This window comes from Bradyrhizobium lupini, from assembly GCF_040939785.1.
GTDB classification, from domain to species: domain Bacteria; phylum Pseudomonadota; class Alphaproteobacteria; order Rhizobiales; family Xanthobacteraceae; genus Bradyrhizobium; species Bradyrhizobium canariense_D.
The window spans coordinates 427783-452638 of the sequence record NZ_CP162553.1; the positions used below are offsets into that span (position 1 = coordinate 427783).

At 64.6% G+C, this 24856-nt stretch carries 17 protein-coding genes and 1 pseudogene; 8 read left to right on the forward strand and 10 right to left on the reverse strand.

Going from position 1 to position 24856, the window contains the following annotated elements; all coding sequences use genetic code 11:
• The first annotated feature begins 44 nt into the window (after positions 1 to 44).
• The gene (locus AB3L03_RS02350) at positions 45 to 2237 is read left to right on the forward strand and encodes an RNA degradosome polyphosphate kinase (protein WP_026233127.1); all 2193 of its coding nucleotides are present in this window, start codon (positions 45 to 47) and stop codon (positions 2235 to 2237) included.
• A 15-nt stretch (positions 2238 to 2252) separates the two neighbouring features.
• On the forward strand, positions 2253 to 3755 hold the full coding sequence (gene ppx, locus AB3L03_RS02355; RefSeq protein WP_018456273.1) for an exopolyphosphatase: 1503 nt from the start codon (positions 2253 to 2255) through the stop codon (positions 3753 to 3755).
• Positions 3756 to 3790: 35 nt separating this feature from the next.
• Here the strand turns inward: ppx and AB3L03_RS02360 are convergent, their stop codons facing one another.
• The 3 genes from AB3L03_RS02360 to AB3L03_RS02370 all read right to left on the reverse strand — a co-directional run bounded on the left by AB3L03_RS02360 (position 3791) and on the right by AB3L03_RS02370 (position 6000).
• Positions 3791 to 4651: a TerC family protein gene (locus AB3L03_RS02360; RefSeq protein ID WP_018456272.1), complete on the reverse strand. Its 861-nt coding sequence runs from the start codon at positions 4649 to 4651 to the stop codon at positions 3791 to 3793.
• Positions 4652 to 4695: 44 nt separating this feature from the next.
• Positions 4696 to 5118 (reverse strand): nucleoside-diphosphate kinase, encoded by a 423-nt coding sequence (gene ndk, locus AB3L03_RS02365; protein WP_018456271.1) that lies wholly within the window; start codon positions 5116 to 5118, stop codon positions 4696 to 4698.
• Positions 5119 to 5373: 255 nt separating this feature from the next.
• Complete coding sequence (locus AB3L03_RS02370) at positions 5374 to 6000, reverse strand: glutathione S-transferase family protein (protein ID WP_204511003.1); 627 nt, start codon at positions 5998 to 6000, stop codon at positions 5374 to 5376.
• Positions 6001 to 6333: 333 nt separating this feature from the next.
• On the opposite strand from AB3L03_RS02370, the gene AB3L03_RS02375 reads away from it, so the two are divergent.
• From AB3L03_RS02375 to AB3L03_RS02385, 3 genes are all read left to right on the forward strand, one after another.
• On the forward strand, positions 6334 to 6597 hold the full coding sequence (locus AB3L03_RS02375; protein ID WP_204511002.1) for a sulfur globule protein precursor: 264 nt from the start codon (positions 6334 to 6336) through the stop codon (positions 6595 to 6597).
• 217 nt (positions 6598 to 6814) lie between these two features.
• Positions 6815 to 6988, forward strand: coding sequence for a hypothetical protein (locus AB3L03_RS02380; RefSeq protein WP_007609361.1), 174 nt, complete (start codon positions 6815 to 6817; stop codon positions 6986 to 6988).
• A 71-nt stretch (positions 6989 to 7059) separates the two neighbouring features.
• Positions 7060 to 8922: an ABC-F family ATP-binding cassette domain-containing protein gene (locus AB3L03_RS02385; RefSeq protein ID WP_018459084.1), complete on the forward strand. Its 1863-nt coding sequence runs from the start codon at positions 7060 to 7062 to the stop codon at positions 8920 to 8922.
• Positions 8923 to 9081: 159 nt separating this feature from the next.
• On the opposite strand, the gene AB3L03_RS02390 is transcribed toward AB3L03_RS02385, so the two are convergent.
• From AB3L03_RS02390 to AB3L03_RS02420, 7 genes are all read right to left on the reverse strand, one after another.
• The gene (locus AB3L03_RS02390) at positions 9082 to 10047 is read right to left on the reverse strand and encodes a tripartite tricarboxylate transporter substrate-binding protein (protein ID WP_204511001.1); all 966 of its coding nucleotides are present in this window, start codon (positions 10045 to 10047) and stop codon (positions 9082 to 9084) included.
• A gap of 167 nt (positions 10048 to 10214) precedes the next feature.
• The gene (locus AB3L03_RS02395; RefSeq protein ID WP_204511000.1) at positions 10215 to 11669 is read right to left on the reverse strand and encodes an HlyD family type I secretion periplasmic adaptor subunit; all 1455 of its coding nucleotides are present in this window, start codon (positions 11667 to 11669) and stop codon (positions 10215 to 10217) included.
• Positions 11656 to 13788, reverse strand: coding sequence for a type I secretion system permease/ATPase (locus AB3L03_RS02400; protein WP_204510999.1), 2133 nt, complete (start codon positions 13786 to 13788; stop codon positions 11656 to 11658). Before AB3L03_RS02400 ends, AB3L03_RS02395 begins: the two co-directional genes overlap by 14 nt.
• Positions 13789 to 13817: 29 nt before the next feature.
• Positions 13818 to 16664 carry a beta strand repeat-containing protein gene (locus tag AB3L03_RS02405; protein ID WP_368508180.1) on the reverse strand — a complete coding sequence of 949 codons (2847 nt, stop codon included), beginning with the start codon at positions 16662 to 16664 and terminating at the stop codon, positions 13818 to 13820.
• A 440-nt stretch (positions 16665 to 17104) separates the two neighbouring features.
• Positions 17105 to 17596 carry a hypothetical protein gene (locus tag AB3L03_RS02410; protein WP_018459090.1) on the reverse strand — a complete coding sequence of 164 codons (492 nt, stop codon included), beginning with the start codon at positions 17594 to 17596 and terminating at the stop codon, positions 17105 to 17107.
• Positions 17597 to 17763: 167 nt separating this feature from the next.
• On the reverse strand, positions 17764 to 18216 hold the full coding sequence (locus AB3L03_RS02415) for a DNA polymerase III subunit chi (RefSeq protein ID WP_204510997.1): 453 nt from the start codon (positions 18214 to 18216) through the stop codon (positions 17764 to 17766).
• 6 nt (positions 18217 to 18222) lie between these two features.
• Positions 18223 to 19722 carry a leucyl aminopeptidase gene (locus AB3L03_RS02420; RefSeq protein WP_204510996.1) on the reverse strand — a complete coding sequence of 500 codons (1500 nt, stop codon included), beginning with the start codon at positions 19720 to 19722 and terminating at the stop codon, positions 18223 to 18225.
• 339 nt (positions 19723 to 20061) lie between these two features.
• On the opposite strand from AB3L03_RS02420, the gene lptF reads away from it, so the two are divergent.
• The 3 genes and pseudogenes from lptF to AB3L03_RS02435 all read left to right on the forward strand — a co-directional run bounded on the left by lptF (position 20062) and on the right by AB3L03_RS02435 (position 24814).
• Positions 20062 to 21231 carry an LPS export ABC transporter permease LptF gene (gene lptF / locus AB3L03_RS02425; protein WP_018459093.1) on the forward strand — a complete coding sequence of 390 codons (1170 nt, stop codon included), beginning with the start codon at positions 20062 to 20064 and terminating at the stop codon, positions 21229 to 21231.
• Positions 21228 to 22325, forward strand: coding sequence for an LPS export ABC transporter permease LptG (gene lptG, locus AB3L03_RS02430; RefSeq protein WP_368508181.1), 1098 nt, complete (start codon positions 21228 to 21230; stop codon positions 22323 to 22325). The genes lptF and lptG overlap by 4 nt, the downstream gene beginning before the upstream one ends.
• A pseudogene (locus AB3L03_RS02435) lies at positions 22325 to 24814 on the forward strand (LPS-assembly protein LptD). The gene lptG and the pseudogene AB3L03_RS02435 overlap by 1 nt, the downstream one beginning before the upstream one ends.
• Positions 24815 to 24856 lie beyond the last annotated feature (42 nt).

The window sequence follows — 24856 nt, forward strand, 5'->3', positions numbered from 1 at the left end:
CGCGTAAGTCGCAAATTGGGGCGAACTGGATGGACCGACTTCTGATGGATTCTGCGCAAGCTGTTGAAGTTAAAGAAAAAGCCCCGGAAGCCGAAGGCCCGCCGGCGATCGCATCGAGCCCCGAGCGGTTCATCAATCGCGAGCTTTCCTGGCTGCACTTCAACCGCCGCGTCCTGGAGGAATCGGTCAATCCCAGCCACCCCATGCTGGAGAGGGTGCGATTCCTGTCGATTTCAGCGAATAACCTCGACGAGTTCTTCATGGTCCGCGTCGCCGGCATCAAGGCCCAGGTGCGCGAGGGTATTGCTGAGCGCAGCCCCGACGGTCTGACCCCGTCCGAGCAGCTCGCGCTCATCAACCGGACCGTCTCGCAGCTTGCCTCCGACCAGCAGGCAATCTGGCGCGACCTGCGCGGCACGCTCGCCGACGAGGGTATCGTGCTGGTCGAGGGCAAGGAGGTCACCAAGGCGGAACGAACCTGGGTCGAGGACTACTTCCTCAGCAACGTGTTCCCGCTGCTGACGCCGCTCGCGATCGACCCGGCCCACCCCTTCCCGTTCATTCCGAGCCTCGGCTTCACCATCGCGCTCCAGCTCACGCGCGCCGCCGACGGCAAGCAGATGAACGCGCTGATCCGCATGCCCGGCAAGATCGACCGCTTCATCCGTCTGCCGGCTGACGGCAAGGTCGTCCGGCTGATCTCGCTGGAGCAGGCCACCGCGCTGTTCATCAACCGCCTGTTCCCCGGCTACAATCTTCACGGCCAGGGCGCCTTCCGCGTCCTCCGCGACTCTGAACTCGAAATCGAGGAAGAGGCCGAGGATCTCGTCCGCCTGTTCGAGACCGCGCTGAAGCGCCGCCGCCGCGGTTCGGTGATCCGACTCGAGATCGACGCCAAGATGCCGGAGCAGCTGCGCAGTTTCGTGCAGCACGCGCTGTCGACCGCCGACGACGAGGTGTTCCTGGTCGATGGCGTGCTCGCCATGAACGAGCTCTCGCAGCTCACCCGCCTTGACCGGCCCGATCTCGAATTCACCCCTTACGTGCCGCGCCATCCCGAGCGCGTGCGCGAGCAAGGCGGCGACATCTTCGCTGCGATCCGGCAGAAGGACCTCGTCGTCCATCACCCCTACGAATCCTTCGACGTCGTGGTGCAGTTTCTCCAGCAGGCGACGCGCGACCCCGACGTCGTCGCCATCAAGCAGACGCTCTACCGCACCTCCAGCAACTCGCCGATCGTGCGCGCGCTCGTGGAAGCCGCCGAAGCCGGCAAATCCGTCACCGCGCTGATCGAGCTGAAGGCCCGCTTCGACGAGGAGGCCAACATCCGCTGGGCGCGCGACCTCGAACGCGCCGGCGTGCAGGTCGTCTACGGCTTCCTCGAACTGAAGACCCACGCGAAACTCTCGATGGTGGTGCGGCGCGAGGGCGGCAGCCTCACGACCTACGTCCACACCGGCACCGGCAATTACCACCCGGTGACCGCGCGCATCTACACCGACCTCTCCTACTTCACCTCGGAGCCGACCATCGGCCGCGACGCCGCGCGCGTGTTCAACTTCATCACCGGCTACGCTGCGCCGAGCGATCTGGAAAAGATGGCGGTGTCTCCGCTGACCCTGCGCAAGCGCATCATCGAGCACATCCAGGGCGAGACCGCGCATGCGCGGCACGGCCGGCCTGCTGCGATCTGGATGAAAATGAACGCGCTGGTCGACCCCGACATCATCGACGCGCTCTACGAGGCCTCACAGGCCGGCGTGCAGGTCGAACTCGTGGTGCGCGGTATCTGCTGCCTGCGTCCCGGCATTCCCGGCTTGTCGGAGAACATCCGCGTCAAGTCGATCATCGGACGATTCCTCGAACACGGCCGAATTTACTGCTTCGGCATGGGCCAGGGCCTGCCGAGCGCGAAAGCGGCTGTGTATATCTCCTCAGCCGACATGATGCCGCGCAACCTCGACCGCCGCGTCGAGGTGCTGTGTCCGCTGCAGAATCCCACGGTGCATCAGCAGGTTCTCGAACAGATCATGGTCGCGAATCTCAAGGACAATGAACAGAGCTGGCAATTGTTGCCGGACGGGTCCTCAACGCGTATGAAGACCGCGAAGGGCGAGGAGCCTTTCAACGTCCACAACTACTTCATGACAAATCCGAGTCTGTCTGGCCGTGGTAAGTCGCTCAAGGAATCCTCGCCGCGCCGCCTCACGCGCCGTAATGAACGTCATCAATCCTGATCCGGGATCGTCGACGTGAAGCGGCCGCGCAAGCGCGGCTCGAGCGTCGCGGTCATCGACATCGGCTCCAACTCGGTCCGTCTCGTCGTCTACGAGGGACTGACGCGGAGCCTCATTCCCATCTTCAACGAGAAGACGCTGTGCGGCCTCGGGCGCGAAGTGCAGAGCACGGGACTGCTTGCGCCCGACGCCGTCGACAAGGCGCTGACCTCGCTCAAGCGCTTCCATGCGCTGTGCCGGGTCATGCAGGTTGGGCGGGTGTTTGCGATTGCGACCGCCGCCTGCCGTGATGCCTCCAACGGCGCCGACTTCATCGCGAAAGCCGAGCGCATCTGCGCGGTGAAGATCGAGATCCTGTCGGGCCCGCGCGAGGCGCGGCTGTCGGCGCTTGGCGTGATCTCCGGCATCCATCATCCTGACGGCATCGTCGGCGACCTCGGCGGCGGCTCGCTCGAACTGATCGACGTGCGCAAAAACACCGTGCGCAGCGGCGTGACGCTGCCGCTCGGCGGCCTCGCGCTGCAGGACCTCGCGCATAAATCCCTGAAACGCGCCGACCGCATCGTGCGCGAAGCGCTCGATGGGGTGCCGCAGCTCAAGGCGGGGAGCAGCCGCAGCTTCTACGCGGTCGGCGGCACCTGGCGCGCGCTTGCGCGCATCCACATCATCCAGAGCGGCTATCCGCTGCAGGTGATGCACGGCTATTCGATTTCGGCGGCCGAGGCGCTCGATTTCTCGCGTCGTCTCCGCCGGCTTGCGGCCGCCGGCATGCTCGCCGACATCGAGATCGTCGCCGATGCCCGGCGTCCGCTCCTCACCTATGCGGCGCTGGTGCTCGAGCACATCATCCGGGTGGCGAAGCCGAAGACCATCGTGTTCTCGACCTTCGGCGTGCGCGAGGGCCTGCTGCACGAGAAGCTGCCGGAGTCCGAGCGCAACAAGGACGGACTGATCTGCGCGGCCGAGGAGCTGAACCAGCTGCTGTCGCGTTCGGCAAAGCACGCCCGCGAGCTGATCGCCTGGACCGACCGCCTCGCGCGCGTGGTGAAGCTGCGCGAGACCGAAGAAGACCGCCGCCTGCGCCACGCCGCGTGCCTGCTGTCCGACATCGGGTGGCGCGTGCATCCCGACCATCGCGGCGAGCAGACGCTGAGCCTCGTCGTCAACGGTAATTTCGGCGCGATCACCCACACCGAGCGCGCCTTCGTCGGGTTGTCCGTGTTCTATCGCTATGCGGGCCTCAGCGAGGAGAACCAGCCGCCGGTCGCCATGCAGGAGCTGCTGACGCCGGCGCAGCTCGAACGCGCCCGCCTGCTGGGCGCGGCCTTCCGCGTCGCACATCTGATCTCGGCGGCGCGTCCGGGCGTCTTGCCCGCGACGCATTTCCGCAGCATGGGCCGCAAGCTGTTGCTGGTGTTCGAGCACCGCCTCGGCGATCTCGTCGCGGATCGAGTCGGCAGCCGCTTCCGCGCGCTCGCCCGCCTGATCAACCGCGCCGGCTCGATCGTCCGACGCTAGCGCTCTTCCCAAGAGATCATGCTCAAAAGATAGATCTACTCCGCCGAGGCCTTGACGTGGCGTTCGGAGGACTCGAGCGCGGCCGCGCTCATGCTGCGGCGGCGCCAGATGGAGCCGACGACCAGCACGACAACGACGCCGAGAGCTGCGCAGAGATAGTCGCCGCCTCCGCCGCCATGGGCGAATTGCGGCGGGATGCGCAAGGCGCCGAGCATGTTGTCGAGCGAAGCGCCGAACGGACCGTCGAACAGCGCATGCAGCCTCGGCGCGATGCCGGGATCGGTCGCGATCACTTCGCCCGCGATCCAGCCGAGCAGCGCCGCGCCGGCCCACACCAGAACCGGCAGCTTTGCGAGCAGCGCCATGATCAGCGCCGCGCCGGCGACGATCAAGGGCACGCTGATGGCAAGACCGAGCACCAGCAAGGGCACGCTGCCATTGGCGGCCGCGGCCACCGCAATGACGTTGTCCAGGCTCATGACGATGTCGGCAACGACGACGATCTGCACGGCCTGCCACAGATGCGACGCCGACTCGACGCCGTCCTCGTCCTCTTGCTCCGGCACCAGCAGCTTGGCCGCAATCACGATCAGCGCGAGGCCGCCCACCAGCTTGAGGTACGGCAACTCCATCAGGCTCGCGACGATGCCCGTGAAGATGATCCGCAGCAGCACCGCGGCGCCCGCACCGAGGATCATGCCCCACAGCCGATGCCGCGGCTTGAGGCCGCGACAGGCAAGCGCGATCACCAGCGCATTGTCGCCGGACAAGAGGATGTTGATCCAGATGATCTTGCCGACCGCGACCCAAAAGGTCGGTTCGGCCATCTCAACGCGGAACTGGGTGAAGAATGCCCCGATCGTAGCGGGATCGAAGATCTGCCAGAGCCAGTTCACACTACGTCCTTTCGCCGCGTCTCGTTACCTTATCGGCTGACGGATCAGCCGACGATCTCGTTGCCCGAGAAGAACTGCGCGATCTCGATCGCGGCGGTCTCCGGCGCATCCGAGCCGTGCGCGGAGTTCTCGCCGATCGACTTTGCGTAGAGCTTGCGGATGGTGCCGTCAGCCGCCTTGGACGGATCGGTCGCGCCCATCACGTCGCGATACTTGGCGACGGCACCCTCGCCTTCCAGCACCTGGACGACCACGGGGCCCGACGTCATGAACTCCACGAGCTCACCGAAGAAGGGGCGCGCCTTGTGGACCGCATAGAAGGTCTCGGCCTGTTCCTTGGTCATGCGGATACGCTTCTGCGCGACGATGCGCAGGCCCGCCTTCTCGATCACGGCGTTAACCGCACCGGTGAGATTGCGCGCGGTGGCGTCGGGCTTGATGATCGAGAAGGTGCGTTCGATGGCCATGATGTTGTCCTTGAAGAGAAACAGTGGTTCGGAGTTGCCGGGCTTATATCGGCGCCTTCGCGATACGGCAAGCGACCGCCCAAACGGGCTCGCGGGGGCTTCGCCGCAGGCCGAGGGCGAGTGTTCACCTGAACCGATACTTGTAGATGGCGGCGATCTGGGCGTCCGAAGGTCGGCGTCGGGCTTAGGGCCGCTTTCGACCCCATGACGTTGAGTGCTGACCTCTCGTGTCTCGATTCGCGGACGAAACGGGAATCAGGTGTTCACCCCTTCGTGCGAACGCTCCATGGCACGCTTGTAGGCGTCGCGGCCGGTGGTGCGGGCGAAATAGGCCTGTTCGGCGTCGCCGAGGGTGATCCCGCAGTTCCGTTGGCCCAGGTTCAGGGCGTAGGTCACCGAGATGTCGGCTGCTGTGAAAGCCTCGCCGGCAAGGTAGGACGAGTCGGCAAGCCGTTGGCTGACAAGCTTTAGCCGCTTCTGGAACGACTGCAGGCACCAGGTCGCGCCCCAGTTCTCCCGTTCGGCGTCGGGCGCGATGAAGCGGCTGACGACGACGGGCATCATCAGGGTCGCGAGACCGGCTTCGCCCAGATGCAGAAATTGCTGGTAGGCGGGGAACGTGGGATCCTGCGGCGCGGGCGCCAGCGGCGTCGGCCCGTAGCGGGCCATCAGGTACTCCATGATCGCGATCGACTCGACCATGACGACGTCGCCGTCCTGGATCGCCGGGATGTAGTCAGCGGGGTTGGCCGCCAGGAACTCGGGGTCCTGCTTGGCGGCCAGCATGTCCACCTGCCGCACGCGGTAGGGAAGGCCCATCTCCTCCAGCACCCATACGACCCGGATCGATCGCGAGGTCTGTCCGCCCCAAACGGTGATCACGCGAAGGCCCCTTCCTGGTGTGACTGAGGATCGACCATGGCAGGTCTATATGACCGTAGCACTCAAGGCAGACGCGAAGCTTAGCTTCAGCGTGGTCTCCTTCCCATCCATTGCGGACGCGTGGTGGGTCCCCTTTCAGGGTTGGAAGTCCAACGTGGATTACAATGATTTCACCCAGATGAACCCATTCTGAAGGCCTCGTCAGGGTTTGGTTCAGCCTCGCTCGGATAACCTCGGGTCCATCGAAACCAAAGCCTCTTTCAGAGGCAGACCGTTTCGGCGGCCTTTCCATCGACGCGATAGCCCCGCGCCAACAGATTTGAGGAGATCACCATGTTGAGGAAACTTTCCCTCGCCGCCGTCGCCGCGGTTGCGCTTGGTGCCGCGCTGGCGCCGACCTCCGCCTCCGCGCACTGGCATGGTGGCGGCGGCGGCTGGCACGGCGGCGGTGGCTGGCACCACGGCAACGGCTGGGGTGGACCGCGCTTTTATGCCCGCGGCCCCGTCGTCTCCTACGGCTATGGCGGCTGTTATGTGCGCCGGCTGGTCCCAACCCCCTGGGGACCCCGCTGGCGGATGATCAACCGCTGCTACTGAGCCCGACAGCACCTTTCCAAAGATACCTGAGCCCCCAAGGTACCTTCCAGGCGAAGCCCCGGCGTCCCCCAGCGCCGGGGCTTTGTATTCGGAGAGGATATTGCGCGGCTTCACACAATTTTTGCTAGAATGCCGCGCAATCGCCGCGAGTGGCGAAACCATTTGGGGGCCAAGGACTTGGTACCGTGTCGCTTCTTTGAGAACACGGAACTCTGCGATGGTTAGCCTTTTCGCCGACGATAGCGAGCAAATCGACCGGCGCACCAGCCGCTCGATCCGCGATGCGGTGGGCGAACGGCTCCAGCAGAGCCTGCGGCCCGAAGCCAGGCTGCCGACGCACCTCGAGCAACTCCTCAATGAGCTGAAGCAGCGCGAGCGCGATTCGCACTGAGTTGACAAGCACCGGCTTGCAAACACAGAAAAACGGGTTGCGTTTGATCGCGGGTGCGGTGACAAGGCCGCATGCTCTCCATCACCGACCTCTCCATCCGCCTCGCCGGACGCCTTCTGATTGACCAGAGTTCCGTGCAGATCACGCCCGGATCCCGCGTGGGCATGGTCGGTCGCAACGGCACCGGCAAATCGACCCTGTTCAAGGTGATCCGCGGCGAGCTCGCCGCCGAGCACGGCACGGTCAGCCTGCCGCCCCGCTGGCGCGTCGGCAGCCTGGCGCAGGAAGCGCCGAACGGCCCCGAGAGCCTGATCTCGGTCGTGCTCAAGGCCGACCTCGAACGCGACGCACTGCTCACCGAGGCCGAGAGCGCGACCGACCCGCACCAGATCGCCGAGATCCAGACCCGGCTGGTCGACATCGACGCGCATTCGGCGCCGAGCCGCGCCGCAGCCATCCTTTCCGGTCTCGGCTTCTCCGCCGCCGACCAGCTCCGCCCCTGCGCCGAATTCTCCGGCGGCTGGCGCATGCGCGTTGCGCTCGCCGCAACGCTGTTTGCGGCTCCCGACCTGTTGCTGCTCGACGAGCCCACCAACTATCTCGACCTCGAAGGCACGCTGTGGCTCGAGGATCACCTCGCGCATTATCCGCGCACCGTTATCGTGATCAGCCATGATCGCGACCTGCTGGAAAGCTCGGTCGACCAGATCCTGCATCTGGATCGCAGCAAGCTCACCCTTTACAAGGGCACCTACTCCTCCTTCGAGGAGCAGCGCGCCATGCGCGAGATGCTCGATGCCAAAGCGGTCAAGCGCCAGGAAGCCGAACGCGCCCGCCTGCAAGCCTTCGTCGACCGTTTCAAGGCCAAGGCCTCGAAAGCCCGCCAGGCGCAGTCCCGTGTGAAAATGCTGGAGCGGCTGAAGCCGATCACGGCGCTGGTCACCCAGGACGTACGCGAGATCAGCTTTCCCGCGCCCGAGAAAATCCTGTCGCCGCCGATCATCGCCGCCGACAACGTCGTGGTCGGCTACGATCCGACCACGCCCGTGCTGAACCGCGTCACCTTGCGCGTCGATAATGACGACCGCATCGCGCTGCTCGGCTCAAATGGCAACGGCAAGTCGACTCTCGTGAAGCTGCTCGCCGGCCGCCTCGCGCCGTTCTCGGGCAAGGTGACCCGCGCCGACAAGCTCTCGATTGCCTATTTCGCCCAGCACCAGCTCGACGAATTGAACGAGGATGCCTCGACCTACGACCACGTCCGCAAGCTGATGGGCGAGGCGCCGGAAGCCAAAGTACGCGCCCGCGCCGGTGCGATCGGCTTTTCCGGCAAGGCGGCCGATACCAAGGTCGGAAAATTGTCGGGCGGCGAGAAGGCGCGGCTCCTGCTGGGACTGGCGACCTTCTTCGGCCCCAACATGATCATCCTGGACGAGCCGACCAACCATCTCGACATCGACAGCCGCGCCGCGCTTGCGGAAGCCATCAACGAATTCCCCGGCGCCGTCATCATGGTTTCGCATGATCGCTATCTGATCGAGTCCTGCGCCGATCAACTCTGGATCGTCGCCGACCGCACCGTGACTAATTACGACGGAGACCTCGACGAATATCGCCGCCTGGTGCTGTCCGCGCGCAATGGCGAGCCCGCCCCGCGAGAGCGCAACGCGCCGAGCGAGAAGCCGCAGCGTCCGAGATCGGACAATCGCGGCTCGCTGAAGAAACGTATCGCGGAAGCTGAGACCGAGATCGCCCGCGTCAGCGCGATCATCAGCAAGATCGACACTGCGCTGGCCCTGCCCGACATCTTCACCCGCGATCCCAAGCAGGCCGCGCAACTGTCGAAAGCGCGCGCCAATGCGGCCGACGCGCTGGCGCGCGCCGAGGAGCAGTGGCTCGAGGCGAGCACGCAGTTCGACGAGGCGGCGGGCTGACGCCTCCGCGACCGGCCCGACATTAAAATCGCAAAAACAACCCCATGCACAGTACCGGTATTTTGCTACCGGGTGATTGGCTGTTGAATGGACTGTTTTTTACCGTGGTGACTTAGCCCGCTCACGCAGCGATGTCGGCACGAATTGAGCAGGAATGGCTCAGTCCGCGAATTGGCCCGCTGCCTTGATCATCGGAGCCCAACGGTCGACTTCGCTCGCGAGCATCGCGGCCAGCGCCTCCGGCGTCGCCTTCTCCTGCGGGACCGGCTCCGTGTTGATGTCGTTGAACCGGGCGATCAGCGTGGAATCCCTAAGGGCGGACTGGAGCGCCGCGGTCAGCTTCTGAACGACCGCCGGTGGCGTTCCCTTGGGGGCATAGATGCCGTGCCAGACACCAAGTTCGAACCCTTTGAGGCCGGCCTCGTCGGCGGTCGGCAGATCGGGCAGGCTCTTCAGCCGCTCCTTGGTGGTGATCGCATAGGCCTTGACCTGCTTCGACATGATCGGGCCGGTGGTATTCGTCGCCTGGTCGCAGGTAAGATCGATCTGCCGGCCGAGAAGGTCGTTCATGATGGGGCCGTTGCCCTTGTAGGGCACCGCGGTGAGCTGCTTCTGGATCGCTGTCATGAACAGCATGCCGCAGAGATGCGACGCCGCGCCGAGTCCGGCATTGGCATAGGTCAGCTTGTCGCCCTGCTGTTGGGCGTAGGCGATCAATTCCTTCAGCGTGTCGGCCGGAAAATCCGGACGCGCGATGATGGTCATCGGCGCATTGGTCACAAGCCCGATCGGCGCAAAGGCCGTCTTCGTGTCATAGCTGAGGTTGCGGTACAGTGTGGCGGCCGTCGAGAGGCCGACATGATGGATCAGCAGCGTGTATCCGTCGGGCTGGGCTCGCGAGGCGCGGGTCGTGGCGATGGTACCACCGGCGCCGGGCGCGTTCTCGACGACGACCTGTTGGCCAAGCGATTTCGCCATGCCGGCCGCGGTCAGGCGAGCAATCGTGTCCGTAGGTCCGCCGGCGGCGAACGGCACCAGCATGGTGACGGGCCTGATCGGATAGTCCTGGGCGAGCGCCGCGCCAAACGGCAGGACCAGAGCCGATACGAGGGCAATGAGCCGCATGCTTTCCTCCAAATTTTTTTGCTTGCTCCTATGTACGCATTCCGGGCTGCGGGGCCACACCAAAATGACTTCATCAGGAGTGGCGCGCCCGCGGCATGGTGTAGCTGCCGAAAAGCCCGATTGGTTCTCAGCGCGTCTCGCGAAGCTTCGTCGGCATCATGCGGGAACTAGCGCTCGCGCATGATCTCGTGCCGGTAGCGCTGCAGCGGCGATAGCAGGTAGCTCAGGATGGTGCGCGAACCGGTCCTGATCTCGACGGTCACCGCCATTCCCGGCGACAGGCTGACGAGGCGGTCGTCCACCTGCATCTGGGTGCGATCGAGCGAGATGCGGGCGCTGTAGCTCAACTCCTGCCCGCTGGGCTCGCTGCTGTCGCGTTGGGTCGCGAGCGGACGGTCGCTCCCGCGCTCCTGCGGCCGGTCGCGGATGATGGCGTCCTGCGAGACGCTCACGACCTGGCCTGCGAGAAGCCCGTAGCGGGTGAAATTGAAAGTGTCGATTTTGATGGCAGCACCCTGCCCGGCCTCGACAAATCCGATATCGCGATTGGAGATCATCGCCTCGATCTCGAGCCGCGTATCGGTCGGCACGATTACCAGCAGCGACTGCGCGGGCGTGACCACGCCGCCCACGGTGTGGACCGCAAGCTGCTGCACGACGCCGTCGACCGGCGACGTCAGTTGCTGAAGCCTCGTCCTCTGCTGCGCCTTGATCAGATCGCGTGCGACGCCATTGGCTTTCTGTTCGCTCTTAGCCAGCTCGTCGGAGAGACTCTTCCTGTACTCGGCCAGGGCCTGGATGCGGGTCTCCCGGATCGCGGCGACGGCCGCCTCGGCCTCCTTCAAGCGGCTGCTCTGGACGCGAAGCTCCTCCTGCTGCTCGATCTGGAGCTGGAGGGTCTCATAGTAGGTCAGCTTCGAGCCGATCTCCTTCTCCATCAGCGTCTTGCGGATCTCGACACGCTGCTGGGTGATCGGCAGCAACGCATCAAGCTTGTGAATCGTCGCCGCAATCGTCTGATGTTCGGCCTCCTTCTGCGCTTCCTGACGTGCCAGCGCCGCGAGCTTGGCCCTGTTCTCGCTGACCTGATTGGCGAGGAGCTGCCGTTGCGTCGCAACCAGCATGGGATCGGCATCCTCTGGTACGACGAGATCAGCGGATACCCCTTCGCCGCCCGCCAATGCGGCGCGGAGGCGCGCGACGTTGAGCCGCTCGGCCATGAGATCGTCATGCAGACGATCGCGCTCTGCGGCGTTCACCGTCGGATCGAGCTCGATCAGCAGGTCGCCCGCCTTGACCGATTGCCCGTCCTGCACGTGAATGGCGCGCACCACGCCGGTCTCGAACGGCTGGATCACCTTGCTTCGCCCGCTCGACACGACCTTGCCGGTTGCGGAGGTCACGATGTCGATCGTGCCCCAAGCCGACCAGGCCAGCGCCGCGCAGACAAGCAGCATGAGGGCCAGGGCGATGGCGCGGCCGATCGGCGATGGCGGTGTTTCCGTGATTTCCAGCGCTGCCGGCAGGAAGGCGACTTCCTCGGCGCGCCGGCCCTTTCCATTCCGGAACGGGATCACGGTCTGCTCCGGACGAGCGGCCGGCACAGTGTTAGCCGACCTCATAAATGCCTCCCTGGAGACGATGCAGGGCGGCATAGCGGCCGCCGGTCTTGATCAGCGCATCATGCGTGCCGTCCTCGACCAGACGGCCGCGTTCCAGGGTGAAGATGCGATCGGCGCCGCGGACGGTGGACAGACGGTGCGCGATGATCAGGACGGTGCGGCCTTTCGCGATCTCCTTCATGTTGTCATGGATGATCCGCTCGCTTTCATAGTCGAGCGCGCTGGTGGCTTCGTCGAAGATCAGGATCCGGGGATTGCCCACCAGTGCGCGGGCAATCGCGATGCGCTGGCGCTGCCCGCCCGAGAGCGTCGAGCCGCGCTCGCCGACCACCGTATCGTAGCCCTCGGGGAGCTCCAGAATGAAATCATGCGCGCCCGCCAGCTTCGCCGCATCGATGATGCGATCCATCGGCAGGCTTGGATCGGCCAGCGCGATGTTGTCGCGCACCGACCGGTTGAACAGCATGTTGTCCTGGAGCACGATTCCGATCTGCCGACGGAGTCCGGCCGGGTCGGTCGTCATCAGATCCATTCCGTCGACCAGCACGCGGCCGCCTTGCGGTACATAGAGCCGCTGCACCAGCTTGGCGAAGGTGCTTTTGCCCGAACCGGACGATCCGACGATGCCGACGGTTTGTCCGGCTGGAATGTCGAATGAGACATCGTGCAGGATCTCCGGCCCATCGGGCCGGTAGCGGAAAGAGACGTGCTCGAAGCGGATGTTGCCCCGGATCGGCGGCAGCCCCGCGCGGGCCGCGGAGTAAGCAGGCTCCGCCGCGCTGTTGAGGATGTCGCCGAGCCGGGCGATCGACAGTCGCGCCTGATGAAAATCCTGCCAGACCTGCGCGAGCCGCAGCACCGGGGCCGACACCCGCCCTGCGAAGATGTTGAAGGCAACGAGCTCGCCGACGGTCAATGCGTCACCGATCACCAGTCTGGCGCCGACATAGAGAATGGCGGCGGTGACGACCTTGCTGACGAGCTGCACCAGCTGGCTAGCCGTGTTGCCGAGGCTGGTGACACCGAAGCTCGCGGCGACATAGCCTGCGAGCTGCTCTTCCCAGCGGCGCTGCATCTGCGGCTCGACCGCCATCGCCTTCAGCGTTTCGATGCCGCTGACGCTCTCGACCAGGAAGGCCTGGTTCTCGGCGCCGCGGCGGAATTTCTCGTCCAGCCTGCGGCGAAACAGCGGCGTCGCCACGGCCGAGATCGCGATGTAGAACGGGAACGATGCCAGCACGATGAAGCTCATCTGCGCCGAATAGGCGAACATCACCGCCAGGAACACCGAGGTGAAGACCAGGTCGATGAGAAGCGTCAGCGACGAGCTGGTGATGAAATTGCGGATGTTCTCGAGCTCACGGACCCGGGCCACGGAATCTCCGACGCGCCTGGCCTGAAACCACGCCATCGGCAGCGCCAGCAGGTGGTGGAACAGGCGTGCCCCGAGCTCGACGTCAATGCGGTTGGTGGTGTGCGCAAACAGGTAATTGCGCAGGATCCCGAGCACGGTGTCGAACAGGGAGACGACGACGAGGCCAATGACGAGGACGTCGAGCGTGGACAGCGAGCGGTGCACCAGCACCTTGTCGATCACGACCTGGAAGAACAACGGCGAGACCAGCGCAAAAAGCTGGATGAAGAACGAAGCCGCCAGCACCTCGCCCAGCAGCCGCCGGTATTTGCCGATCGCGCCGATGAACCAGGTGATATCGAAGTGCCGCCCGAGGTCGGACAGGCCGGCGCGCCGAACCATCAGGATCAAACCGCCGTCCCAGATCGCGCACAGCTCGTCGCGATCCATCAGTACCGGACGCTGCGCCTCCGGGGACTGCACCAGCACCTTATCGGCGGAGGCCTTTGCGATGACCATGAAGCCGCCGTCCCGCAGCATTGCGATCGCAGGCAGCGGGGTGTCCGACAGACGGCTCCACTGCGTTCGATAGGTTCGCGCTTTAAGTCCGAGAGACCTGGCGCAGCGGACGATATCCGCTGCGCCGAAGCTTGCCGCGCCCAGCCGGTGCCTGAGCTGCTCGCGATCGGCCGCAACACCTTGCAGATGCAGCAGTGTCAGCAATGCATCGAGCCCCGTATCGGTGGAGACCGCGTTCGTCGTCATGAGCGTTCTCCGGGCCGATGCAGTCGGCTTCAGGCGTGCTGCGGCGGTGCGAGCACCTGGTTCTGCATCGCGTGCGGATCGGGCAGCGGCATCTCGCCGTTCCCCTCACCTGCCGGGACGAAGCTGGCCGCCATGGCCTGGTTGAGCAGCATCGCGGCCGCGAACGCACCGCCCTGGATGACGACGTTGTTGCCGGTGCCGCCGTCGAGGACGTCGAGGCCCCCGCCGCCGATCAGCACGTCATCACCGGCACCACCCGCCAGCGTGTCGTTGCCGGGGCTGCCGATCAGCACGTCGTCGCCGTTGCCGCCATTGGCAACGAGCTGGATGCCGCCGTGCAGACCGGAGGCCGTGATGACGTCGTCGCCATCGAGACCGTTGATGACGATCCTGTCGCCCGCGCCGGCATCGGTAATGTTGATGTCCTGGCCAAGCCCCGACACCGTGATGATGCCGTCGTGCTCGGTCACCGTGATGACGTCGTTGCCGCCGGTTGCGTTGATGGTCACGGTATCCGCGGCGCCGTCATTGGCGCCGAGATCGAGGTCGACCTGGCTGACGCCGGTGCCGGAGAGGTCACCGACCGTAATGTTGTCGGCACCGCCGAGAGCATTGAAGTCGACATGTTCGACCCCGTTCAGGTCCATCGCAATGGCGGCAACATCTCGCGTGAACAGCACCCGGCCGCCATTGGCCGAGATGTTGATGTTCTCGCTGATATTGGCGCCGTTGAATGCCAGAGTGTCGGTGCCCTTCCCGCCTTCGACGGTATCGCTGCCGTCGCCGGGGTTCCAGATGAAGGTGTCGTCGCCCGCACCGAGATTGGCGAAATCGTTGCCGCGTCCGCCGTTCACAATGTCATTGCCGGCACTGCCTGTGATGGTGTCGTTGCCGTCGCCGCCATTGATGTTGAGGCGGAACAACTGTCCCGCCTTGATGGAAGACGCATCGATGACATCATTGCCTTGGCCGCCGTTGATGCCGAGCACATCACCGGCGTCCGCATGCGCAATCGTCACCTGCGCAGCGAGGCCGTTGACCACGATCGATCCGCCGGCGGTCACGACCGATATGTTGTCGTCACCGGTCGTGCCGTTCGCGGTCACGCGGTCCGCCGCGGCATCGCCGCTCTGGCTGCCGGGGCCGGCACTGAGGTCGATGGCAACCTGCGTGATTCCTGTCCCGGTCAGATCGTTGACGGTGATGTTGTCGGCGCCGCCTGCCGCCGCGATCTGCACGTGCTCGACGCCGGCGAGGTCCATGACGATAGCACCGACGTCACGGGTGAGTAGCGCACGGCTTCCGTTCGCCGAGATCGACATGGTCTCGGCCACATTGGCGCCGTTGAACACCAGCGTATCGGTTCCCGTGCCGCCTTCGACAGTGTCGCTGCCGTCACCGGGATTCCACGTGAAGATGTCGTCGCCTGCGCCGAGAAGCGCGACGTCATTGCCGCGGCCGCCGATGACCTTGTCGTTGCCGTCGCCGCCGATCAGGGTGTCGGCTCCCTGGCTGCCGGTGATGGTGTCGTTGCCCGCACCGCCGTCGATGGTCAGCCCGATCGCCGCGCCGAGCGTGGATGCATCGATCACGTCGTTGCCGCCGAGCGCCTGCACGACCAGCCGGTCGTTGCCGGCCTCTGCATTTGCGATCGTCACGACCTCCGGCAGCCCCGTGACCGTGACCGTTGTGCCCGCGGCTGTGACCTCGATGTGCTGATTGCCGTTGCTGCCGTTGACGGTCACCGTATCAGCAGCGCCGTCGCCTTGCGTCCCTCCCGGAACGGCTCCGAGATCAACCAGCACCTGCTTGACGCCGGTCCGGGTGAGGTCGCCGACGGTGATGTTGTCGGCGCCGCCACGCGCATCGAATTCGATCTGCTCGACGCTGTTGAGATCCATCGTGATGTTGGCGACATCGCGGGTGAAGCGCACCCGGCCGCCATTGGCCGAGATGTTGATGGTCTCGTTGATGTTAGCGCCATTGAAAAGCAGCTTGTCGCTGCCCGAGCCGCCCTCGACCGTGTCGCTGCCGTCACCGGGATTCCAGATGAAAGTGTCGTCGCCACTCCCGAGCTGGGCGACGTCGTTGCCGCGTCCGCCATTGACGATGTCGTCGCCGCTGCCGCCGATGATGAGGTCGTTGCCGTCGCCGCCGATGATCCGGTCGTTGCCGGCGCCGCCATCGAGCGTCAGCGAGATCAGGCTGCCGAGCCCATTGCCCGCGGTGATGACATCGTCGCGGCCGCCGCTGTGCAAGACGAGATTTTCAGTCGTGCCGATGTCGAGCGAAAACGGCGCCGCGCCCGTCCCGTCGAGCCGCACGCGGGTGCCGTTCGCCGTGATTGTGAACGTCTCGGCGGCGTTGTTTCCGTTGACCTGAGCCGTATCGTTGCCCTCACCACCTTCGAACAGGTTGGTGCCGCCGCCGGGATTCCAGATCATGACGTCGTCGCCGGCCTCGCCGAACAGCTGGTTGTCGCCGCTGCCGCCGTCCAGGACGTCGTTACCCGCTCCGCCGAACAGCAGATCGTTGCCGCCGCCGCCCTTGATCAAATCGTTGCCGGCCTGACCAAACAGGAGGTCGGCTCCCGAGCCGCCCGTGATCCTGTCATTGCCGTCGCCGCCGAAGATGTGCACCGCCGGCATCGGTCCGTGGCATTCGTCGACGGTGATCGTGTCGTCACCGCCTTGACCGAAGATGTCGATCGCGGTGGTGTTGTCGACCGTGGGTTCGCCACCAACCGTTTTCACGTGCCCGTTATCAACCAGGATGCGGCCGGACTTGTCGCGACTTATCACGAGGCCGTTATTCGCGCTGTCGCCGAAAATGATGAGTTGCCCCGTAACCGGGGAAAACACAGAGGTAATGGACATCCAAATGATCCTTCCGACCTAGCCCCTCCGTTCGACGCGTAGCATTCGCGCACATGACATTCTTGAACCGTTGCTTGAGACGCGCGTGATTATTCTGGAGATTTCCTCCAGTTTTGCTTCGGGGCAGTTTCCGACAGCGGATGCGAAGGCTTGCTCATCACGAACCGCCTGATCACGGATCACGCGTAACGCCCCCGTGATTTTCAACGCGCGCGGAAGAACGCAGCTCGAGGCAATGAAGGCACTTTGGGCGAAGGTCGGCATCCGCGATGTCGAAACTCGCGAACAAGATCGCCGGCGAGCGCGAACGGGAGAGATCACGGTTCACGCCTCGGCAACCGCGATCAAGGAATGCAAAGCCGCTTGATGATGGGGATAGGAGTGCGCGGCTGATCGCATCGACAGCCGCAACCAGCTTCAGGCCAAAAGGTCGACTTGTGTTACGCCGACTTCTTCTTCGGCTTCGGCTTGGTCGCCTTCGGCATGACCGGCGCCTCCGGCGTGCCCTCGATCGAGGACAGGCGACCGGCCGTGAAGGTATAGATGCCAGCGCGCGGACCGGTCGTCCAGGTCACGACCGCAACGCGCCTGCCGGCGGCATCACCGGAGAGGTTGACGCTCGAGGGCGCGCCGATGCCGCGCACCACATCGCATTCGGTGTGGCCGAGCGCGACGGTGCCGCCCATGGGAGCCGGCGCGGTCGTCGACGCATTCGCATCAGCCGGCCCGGGCGGCGGCGCCATGCCGGCACAAGCCCCGTCGGCGCTGACCAGATCCTCGGCCCCAACCGGCTTGTCGGGGGTCAGCGGCGGCGACTCAATCGAGATGCTTTTGATGAACAGGCGGCTGGGCGTGTTGAACCACTGGGCATCCCTGGACAACAGATCGGTCCCGCCCGAACAGCCCGCAACCAGCGGGGCTACGGCCGCCAACGCAATTATGAGCGAGCTGGGAAGCTTTTTGATGTCGCACGATAAACTAAAATCCCCGAGTGAAGGATCGGCCCTAAGCAATTGTAGCAACATCACTTTGCGGCACGAAGGTGACAAAAGCCATCATCACCCGAAAAGTGCAAATTATCATTAATTGCGAGCGACCGCTAATTCCGCTTCTGCCACCGGCCCCGCTCGTCAGCCTGCCAATAAGTGACATCAAATCCCCGCGCCTTGCAATCCGTCCAGGCGCTGCGGGCGAACGCAAGCGCGTCCGGATCGTCGCCGTCGAACAGCAGCACCATGCGCTCATAGGCCTGCGCGTCCTGCGGCAGCGCGGCGTTGTCGACGAGGAAGCGGACATTGGCACCGTTCGGATTGTCCTCCTCGACCGCCAGCACGATCGGCTGATCGGCAGCGTCGCTCACCCGCCATGTCGCGTGCGGCAGGAAGGAATCGTCGCGATAGGTCCACAAATGGGCGTCGAGCGCATCGGCGCGCTCCGGCGAATTCGACTGCACAACGACGCGCCAGCCGCGCTCGAGCGATTTCTCGAGAAGCGGCGGCAACACGTTCTCCACCGTCATGTTTTGCAGATGGTAGAAGAGGACTTCAGTCATCTCGGGTCATTTGCGCTCGTAGTGATCTGCGACCAGACGGTCGAGCAAGCGAACGCCATAGCCGCTTCCCCAGCTCTGGTTGATGTCGGTCTTCGGCGCGCCCATGGCGGTCCCAGCGATGTCGAGATGCGCCCAGGGCGTGCCATCCACGAAGCGCTGGAGGAACTGCGCCGCGGTGATCGAGCCGCCATGGCGGCCGCCGGTGTTCTTCATGTCGGCGAACTGGGAATCGATCAGCTTGTCGTATTCAGGGCCAAGCGGCAGGCGCCAGACCTTCTCGCCGCTCTCGATGCCGGCCGCCAGCAGCCGCTCGGCAAGCTCGTCATTGTTGGAGAACATTCCGGCATGCTCGGTGCCGAGCGCGACCACGATGGCGCCGGTCAACGTCGCCAGATCCACCATGAATTTCGGCTTGGTTTTCTTGGCGACGTACCAGAGCACATCGGCAAGCACCAGGCGGCCTTCCGCGTCGGTGTTGATGATCTCGATGGTCTGGCCCGACATCGAGGTGACGATGTCGCCTGGGCGCTGCGCGTTGCCGTCCGGCATGTTCTCGACCAGGCCGATGGCGCCGACGACGTTGACCTTGGCCTTGCGGGCCGCGAGCGCATGCATCAGGCCGACGACGCAGGCAGCGCCTCCCATGTCGCCCTTCATGTCCTCCATGCTGCCGGCCGGCTTGATCGAAATGCCGCCGGTGTCGAAGCAGACGCCCTTGCCGACGAAGGCAACCGGCGCCTCACCTTTCTTGCCGCCGTCCCAACGCATGATCACGGTGCGGCTCGGCCGCGCCGAGCCCTGGCCGACGCCGAGCAGAGCGCCCATGCCGAGCTTGTCCATGGCCTTGACGTCGAGGACCTCGATCTTGACGCCGAGCTTGCGGAGCAGGCCTGCGCGGCGCGCGAACTCCTCGGGAAAAAGCACGTTCGGCGGCTCGTTGACGAGGTCGCGCGCAATGATCACGCCGTCCACGATCGCAGCCGCCGATGTAAACGCCTTCTTCGCGGCGACCACGTCGCCGACCGCAAACGAGACGTCGGCGCGCGTGCCGCCCTCCTCGCCATCCTTCTTCCTGGTCTTGTAACGGTCGAAGTTGTAGGTGCGCAGCCGCAGGCCCGAGGCGATCGCGACCGCCTGCTCGCTGGTCATGGCGCCGTTTGGAAGTTCCGCCATGATAGTCATGGCCGCCGCCCCGGCCGGAAGCTTGCTCGCCGCCACGCCGCCGAATTTGAGGAAGTCGTTCGCCTTCAGACCGGTCGCCTTGCCGGCGCCGATCACGATCAGGCGGGTGGCCTTCACGCCTTCGGGCGCAAGGATGTCGAGCGCCGCGCCGCTTTTGCCCTTGAAGGCGGCGGCGGTGGCCGCCCGCTTCACGAGTTCGGTGGCCCCGCCGAGCGCCTTGGCGGTCGCCGGGCCGAGCTTCAGGCTGTCGTCGCAGAACACGACCATGATGCCACGGGCGGCGGCAGACAATGGAACGAAGCCGACCTTAATGGCATCGGACATGAGTAACTCCTCAAAAACATTGCGCTTTTTTACCGATCGGCGGTCCCGGCCACGGGCCGGAGCTGAACGGCGATTCACTGAGCGTGCCGCACTATGGGCCACCGGCCCGGCAGATGCCAAGCACCCCCGTGGCCGAGGGGCCACAACGAGGGAAATATTAACCATATATTGAGGGTGCCACGGGGCAGCCATTTTGTTGACGGATCAAAGGGATGGTACTGAGAGAGTAAGCCGGCGGATGAGATGGTTGGCCGACCTTGGGATCCCCTTGCGGGGATTGGTTGGACAGCCGGAATTCCGGCCGGCATTGGGGACTTGGTGGGATCTGTGCGGTAGCGCATGGGGTCAATCGATAGGTATATCTTCCGCACGACGCTCGCGTCGTTTGCGCTGGTCCTGGTCAGCCTCACGGGCGTGATCTGGATTACGCAAGCGTTGCGCGGCATCGACCTGATGACGAGCCAGGGTCAGACCATCCTGACCTTCCTCGGGATCACCAGCCTCGTCGTGCCCGCGCTGGTCCTGATCATCTCGCCGATCGCGCTGATGATCGCGATCTCGCATACGCTGAACAAGCTCGCGACCGATTCCGAGATCATCGTGATGAATGCCGCCGGCTTCTCGCCATTCCGGCTGTTCTATCCGTTCTTCTACGCCACCTGCGTGGTGGCGCTGCTGGTCGCCTTCATCGCGGCCTATCTCGCTCCCGACGGCATGCGGCGGATCAAGCAGTGGGACGCCGAGATCACCGCCGACGTGCTCACCAACATCCTGCAGCCCGGCCGCTTCGCCCAGCTCGACAAGAACCTGACGATCCGGATCCGCGAACGCCAGCCCGGCGGCATCCTCGCCGGCATCTTCATCGACGACCGCCGCGATCCGAACGAGCGGGTCTCGATCGTCGCCGAGCACGGCGAAGTCGTGAAGAACGAGACCGGATCGTTCCTGGTGCTGGAGACCGGCAATCTCCAACGCTTCGAGGCCGGCAAGCGCGATCCCGCGCTGGTGGCGTTCGGCCGCTACGGCTTCGACATGTCCAAGTTCTCGGGCCAGGGCCGCGACGTCACCCTCGGCATCCGCGAGCGTTATCTCTGGGAGTTGCTCTCGCCGTCCGAGGACGATCCCGTCTACAAGCAGATTCCCGGCCAGTTCCGCTCGGCCCTGCATGACAGCCTGCTGGCGCCGATCTATCCCTTCGCCTTTGCCGTGCTGACCTTCGCGTTTCTGGGTGCGCCTCGCACCACGCGCCAGAGCCGCAATTTCTCGATCGGCTCCTCGATCCTCGCCGTGTTCGGCCTGCGCATGGCCGGCTTCGCCTGCTCGGTGATGGCGGTGAAATCGCCGGGCGCGGTGCTGGTCCAATATGCCATGGTCATTGGTGCCATCGGCGTCGGGCTGGCGATCATCATTGGCGGCCTTGTGGTCGAACCGCCGCCGCGCCTCATGGAGGCCATCAACAGGTCGAACGCGCGCATCGCGCGGCTGTTCGGACGGCCGGCCACCGCATGAGCATGCTCACCAACACACTCGGGCGCTATTTCGCCGGCCGTTTCGTGGTCGCGGCGCTCGGCGTGTTCGCCGGCATTTTTCTGTTGCTGGTGCTGGTCGATTACATCGAGATGGTGCGCAAGACCTCAGGGCTCGCATCCGCCTCCGCAGTCATGGTGGCCGAGACCTCGCTGTTCCGCGTGCCGCAGCTTTTGGAGAAGCTGACGCCGTTCTGCATGCTGATCGGCGCCATGACCTGCTATCTCGCCCTCTCCCGCCGGCTCGAGCTCGTCGTCGCGCGCGCCGCCGGCGTCTCCGCATGGCAATTCATCTCGCCGGCGCTCGGCAGCGCGCTCCTGATCGGCGTGATCGCCACCGTCGCCTACAATCCGATGTCGGCCAATCTGCGCGAGCTGTCCAAGCGCATGGAAGCCGAGCTGTTCGGCTCGGCGCCCGGCGGCGGCATTCAGGACGCCTCCGGCTTCTGGCTCAACCAGAAGACCAGCGACGGCGAGACGATCATCAATGCGGCGCGCAGCGAGCAGCAGGGTATCCGGCTCACCGGACTCACGCTGTTCCGGTTTGACACAGAGCAGCACTTCAAGGAACGGGTCGAGGCGCGCGAGGCGACGCTCGAGGCCGGCCGTTGGCTGTTCAAGGGCGTCCGCCGCTTCTCGCTGGATCTGCCGCCGGTCGATCAGGCCAGCCTGGAGATTCCGACCACGCTGACCGAGGCCCAGGTCCGCAACAGCTTTTCCACACCCGAGACTGTGTCCTTTTGGCAACTACCGAGCTACATCCGCTCATCCGAAAGCTCGGGCTTCGCGACAGCCGGATACCGACTCCAGTATCAGAAGCTTCTGGCACAGCCGTTTTTGCTTGCAGCCATGGTGATGCTCGCGGCCTCCGTGTCGTTGCGCTTCTTCCGGATGGGCGGCGTGCAGAAGATGGTTTTGAGTGGCGTGGGCGCAGGCTTTCTGCTCTACGTTCTGTCGAAAGTGACTGAAGATTTGAGCAAGGCTGAGTTGATGCATCCGATCGCTGCGGCGTGGTTGCCCGTGGTGGTGGGCGGCCTCACCGGCTTTTTGGCCTTGCTGTATCAGGAGGACGGATAGTGACGGCCGTCCACCGAGGGCCCGTGTCTCGTTTGACGCGGCGCACATTGGTGCGCGCGAACGGGTGTGGCTTGTCCATTCGCAGATTCCTGCTTGCTGTCGCCGCCGTGGCATCGCTCGGTGGCGTGATGGACGTTGCCGCCGTGACGCCGGCCTCCGCCCAGAGCTTCACCTACAATCCGCTGCCGCCGCGTGCGAAGCCGCCGAAGGCCGTCAACGACAACCAGATGCTGGTTCAGGCGACCGAGGTCGATTACGACTACAACAATTCGCGCGTCTCCGCGGTCGGTAACGTCCAGCTGTTCTACAACGGCACCAGCGTCGAGGCCGACAAGGTCATCTACGACCAGAAGACCAAGCGGCTCCATGCCGAAGGCAACATCCGTATGACGGATGCCGACGGCAAGATCACCTATGCCGAGATCCTGGACCTGTCCGACGACTACCGTGACGGCTTCGTCGATTCTGCTGCGCGTTGATACGGCCGACCAGACCCGCATGGCGGCGAGCCGCTCCGATCGCTCCAGCGGCAACTACACGGTGTTCGAGAACGGCGTCTACACGGCCTGCGCGCCGTGCAAGGACGATCCGAAGAAGCCGCCGCTCTGGCAGGTCAAGGGTGCGCGCATCATCCACGACCAGCAGGAGAAGATGCTGTATTTCGAGACGGCGCAGCTCGAATTCTTCGGCGTGCCGATCGCCTATATGCCCTATTTCTCGACGCCCGACCCGACCGTGAAGCGCAAGACCGGCTTCCTGATGCCGGGCTTCACGTCGAATACGCCGTTCGGCTACGGCGTCGAGGTTCCGTTCTACTGGGCGATCGCGCCCGACATGGACGCCACCTTCAACCCGCGCATCACGTCCAGGCAGGGCGTGCTGTTCCAGGCCGAATTCCGCCAGCGCCTGATGGACGGCGCCTATCAGATCCGCGTCTACGGCATCGACCAGCTCGATCGGAGCGCGCTCGCGGGCCAGCCCGGCGACAAGCAGTTCCGCGGCGCCGTCGACACCAAGGGTCAGTTCGCGCTGAACGACAAATGGGTCTGGGGTTGGGACGGTGTCCTGATGTCCGACTATTATTTCTTCTCGGACTATCGGTTGTCGCAATATCGCGATCCGCTGGGCTCGTTCCTGTATCTGCCGACGGATGCACTCTCGCAGCTTTACCTGACCGGTGTCGGCAATCGCAGCTTCTTCGACGCGCGCACGATGTACTGGCTGAGTTACTCGGGCAACCAGAACCAGGTGCCGGTCGTCTACCCCGTGATCGACTACTCGAACGTGCTGAACTATCCAGTCTTCGGCGGCGAGTTCAGCTACAAGACCAATTTCGTGAACCTGTCGCGTGACACCGCGGTGTTCGATCCGATCACGACGCTCGCCAACACCAACAGCCTGTGCACGACGGTGTCGGCCGATCCGCTCGCGCGTACGCCGTCGCAGTGCCGCTGCGCGGCTTCCCGGGTACCTACACCCGCCTGACGGCGGAAGCGCAGTGGCGCAAGTCCTTCACCGATCCGTTCGGTGAAATCTGGACGCCGTTCGCCATTCTCCGCGCGGACGCGATCAACTCCTCGGTCTCCAACCAGCCGGGCGTGTCGAACTATTTGCCCGTCGGCGATACCCAGGCGCTCCGCCTGATGCCGACCGTGGGCCTCGAATACCGCTACCCCTTCATCAACGTTCAGCCCTGGGGTTCGACCACCATCGAGCCGATCGCGCAGATCATCATCCGGCCGAACGAGACCTATGCCGGCAAGCTCCCCAACGAGGACGCGCAGAGCATGGTGTTCGACGCCTCGAACCTGTTCAGCGTCGACAAGTTCTCCGGCTACGACCGTGTCGAGGGCGGCGGCCGCGCCAATGTCGGCGTGCAGTCCACCACGCAGTTCGACAGGGGCGGAGCCATCAAGACGCTGTTCGGCCAGTCCTACCAGCTGTTCGGCATGAACTCCTTCGCGGTCCAGGACTCCATCAATACCGGCGTGGATTCCGGCCTGCAAAGGCCGCGCTCCGACTATGTGGCGAGCGCCGCCTATTCGCCCAACAGCACCTATACGTTCAGCGTTCGCTCGCGCATGGACGAGCAGACCTGGAACGTGCAGCGCTTCGAGGCGGAAGGCCGCGCCAACTTCAACCGCTGGTCAGTCAGCATGCTGTACGGCAATTACGCGGCGCAGCCGGAACTCGGCTATCTAACCCGCCGCGAGGGCATCCTGACGTCAGGCTCGATCAAGCTCGCGGCCAATTGGGTGGTCACGGGCTCGGCGCGCTGGGACCTTGAGGCCAACAAGATCAACCAGTATGTGCTCGGTGCCGGCTACGTCGACGATTGTTTTGTGCTCGGCTTGAACTATGTAACTGCGTATAGCTATTCCGCAGGCTCGACCCCGCCCGTGCTGAACCACGCGATCATGTTCCAGATCGGCCTGCGCACGCTGGCGAACACAGCGACCACCAGCAGTTCCGGCGGCGGACTCCAGTGAACGGTTTGAAGGTGCCGGCCGCGTGTTCCCGATCGCAGGTTC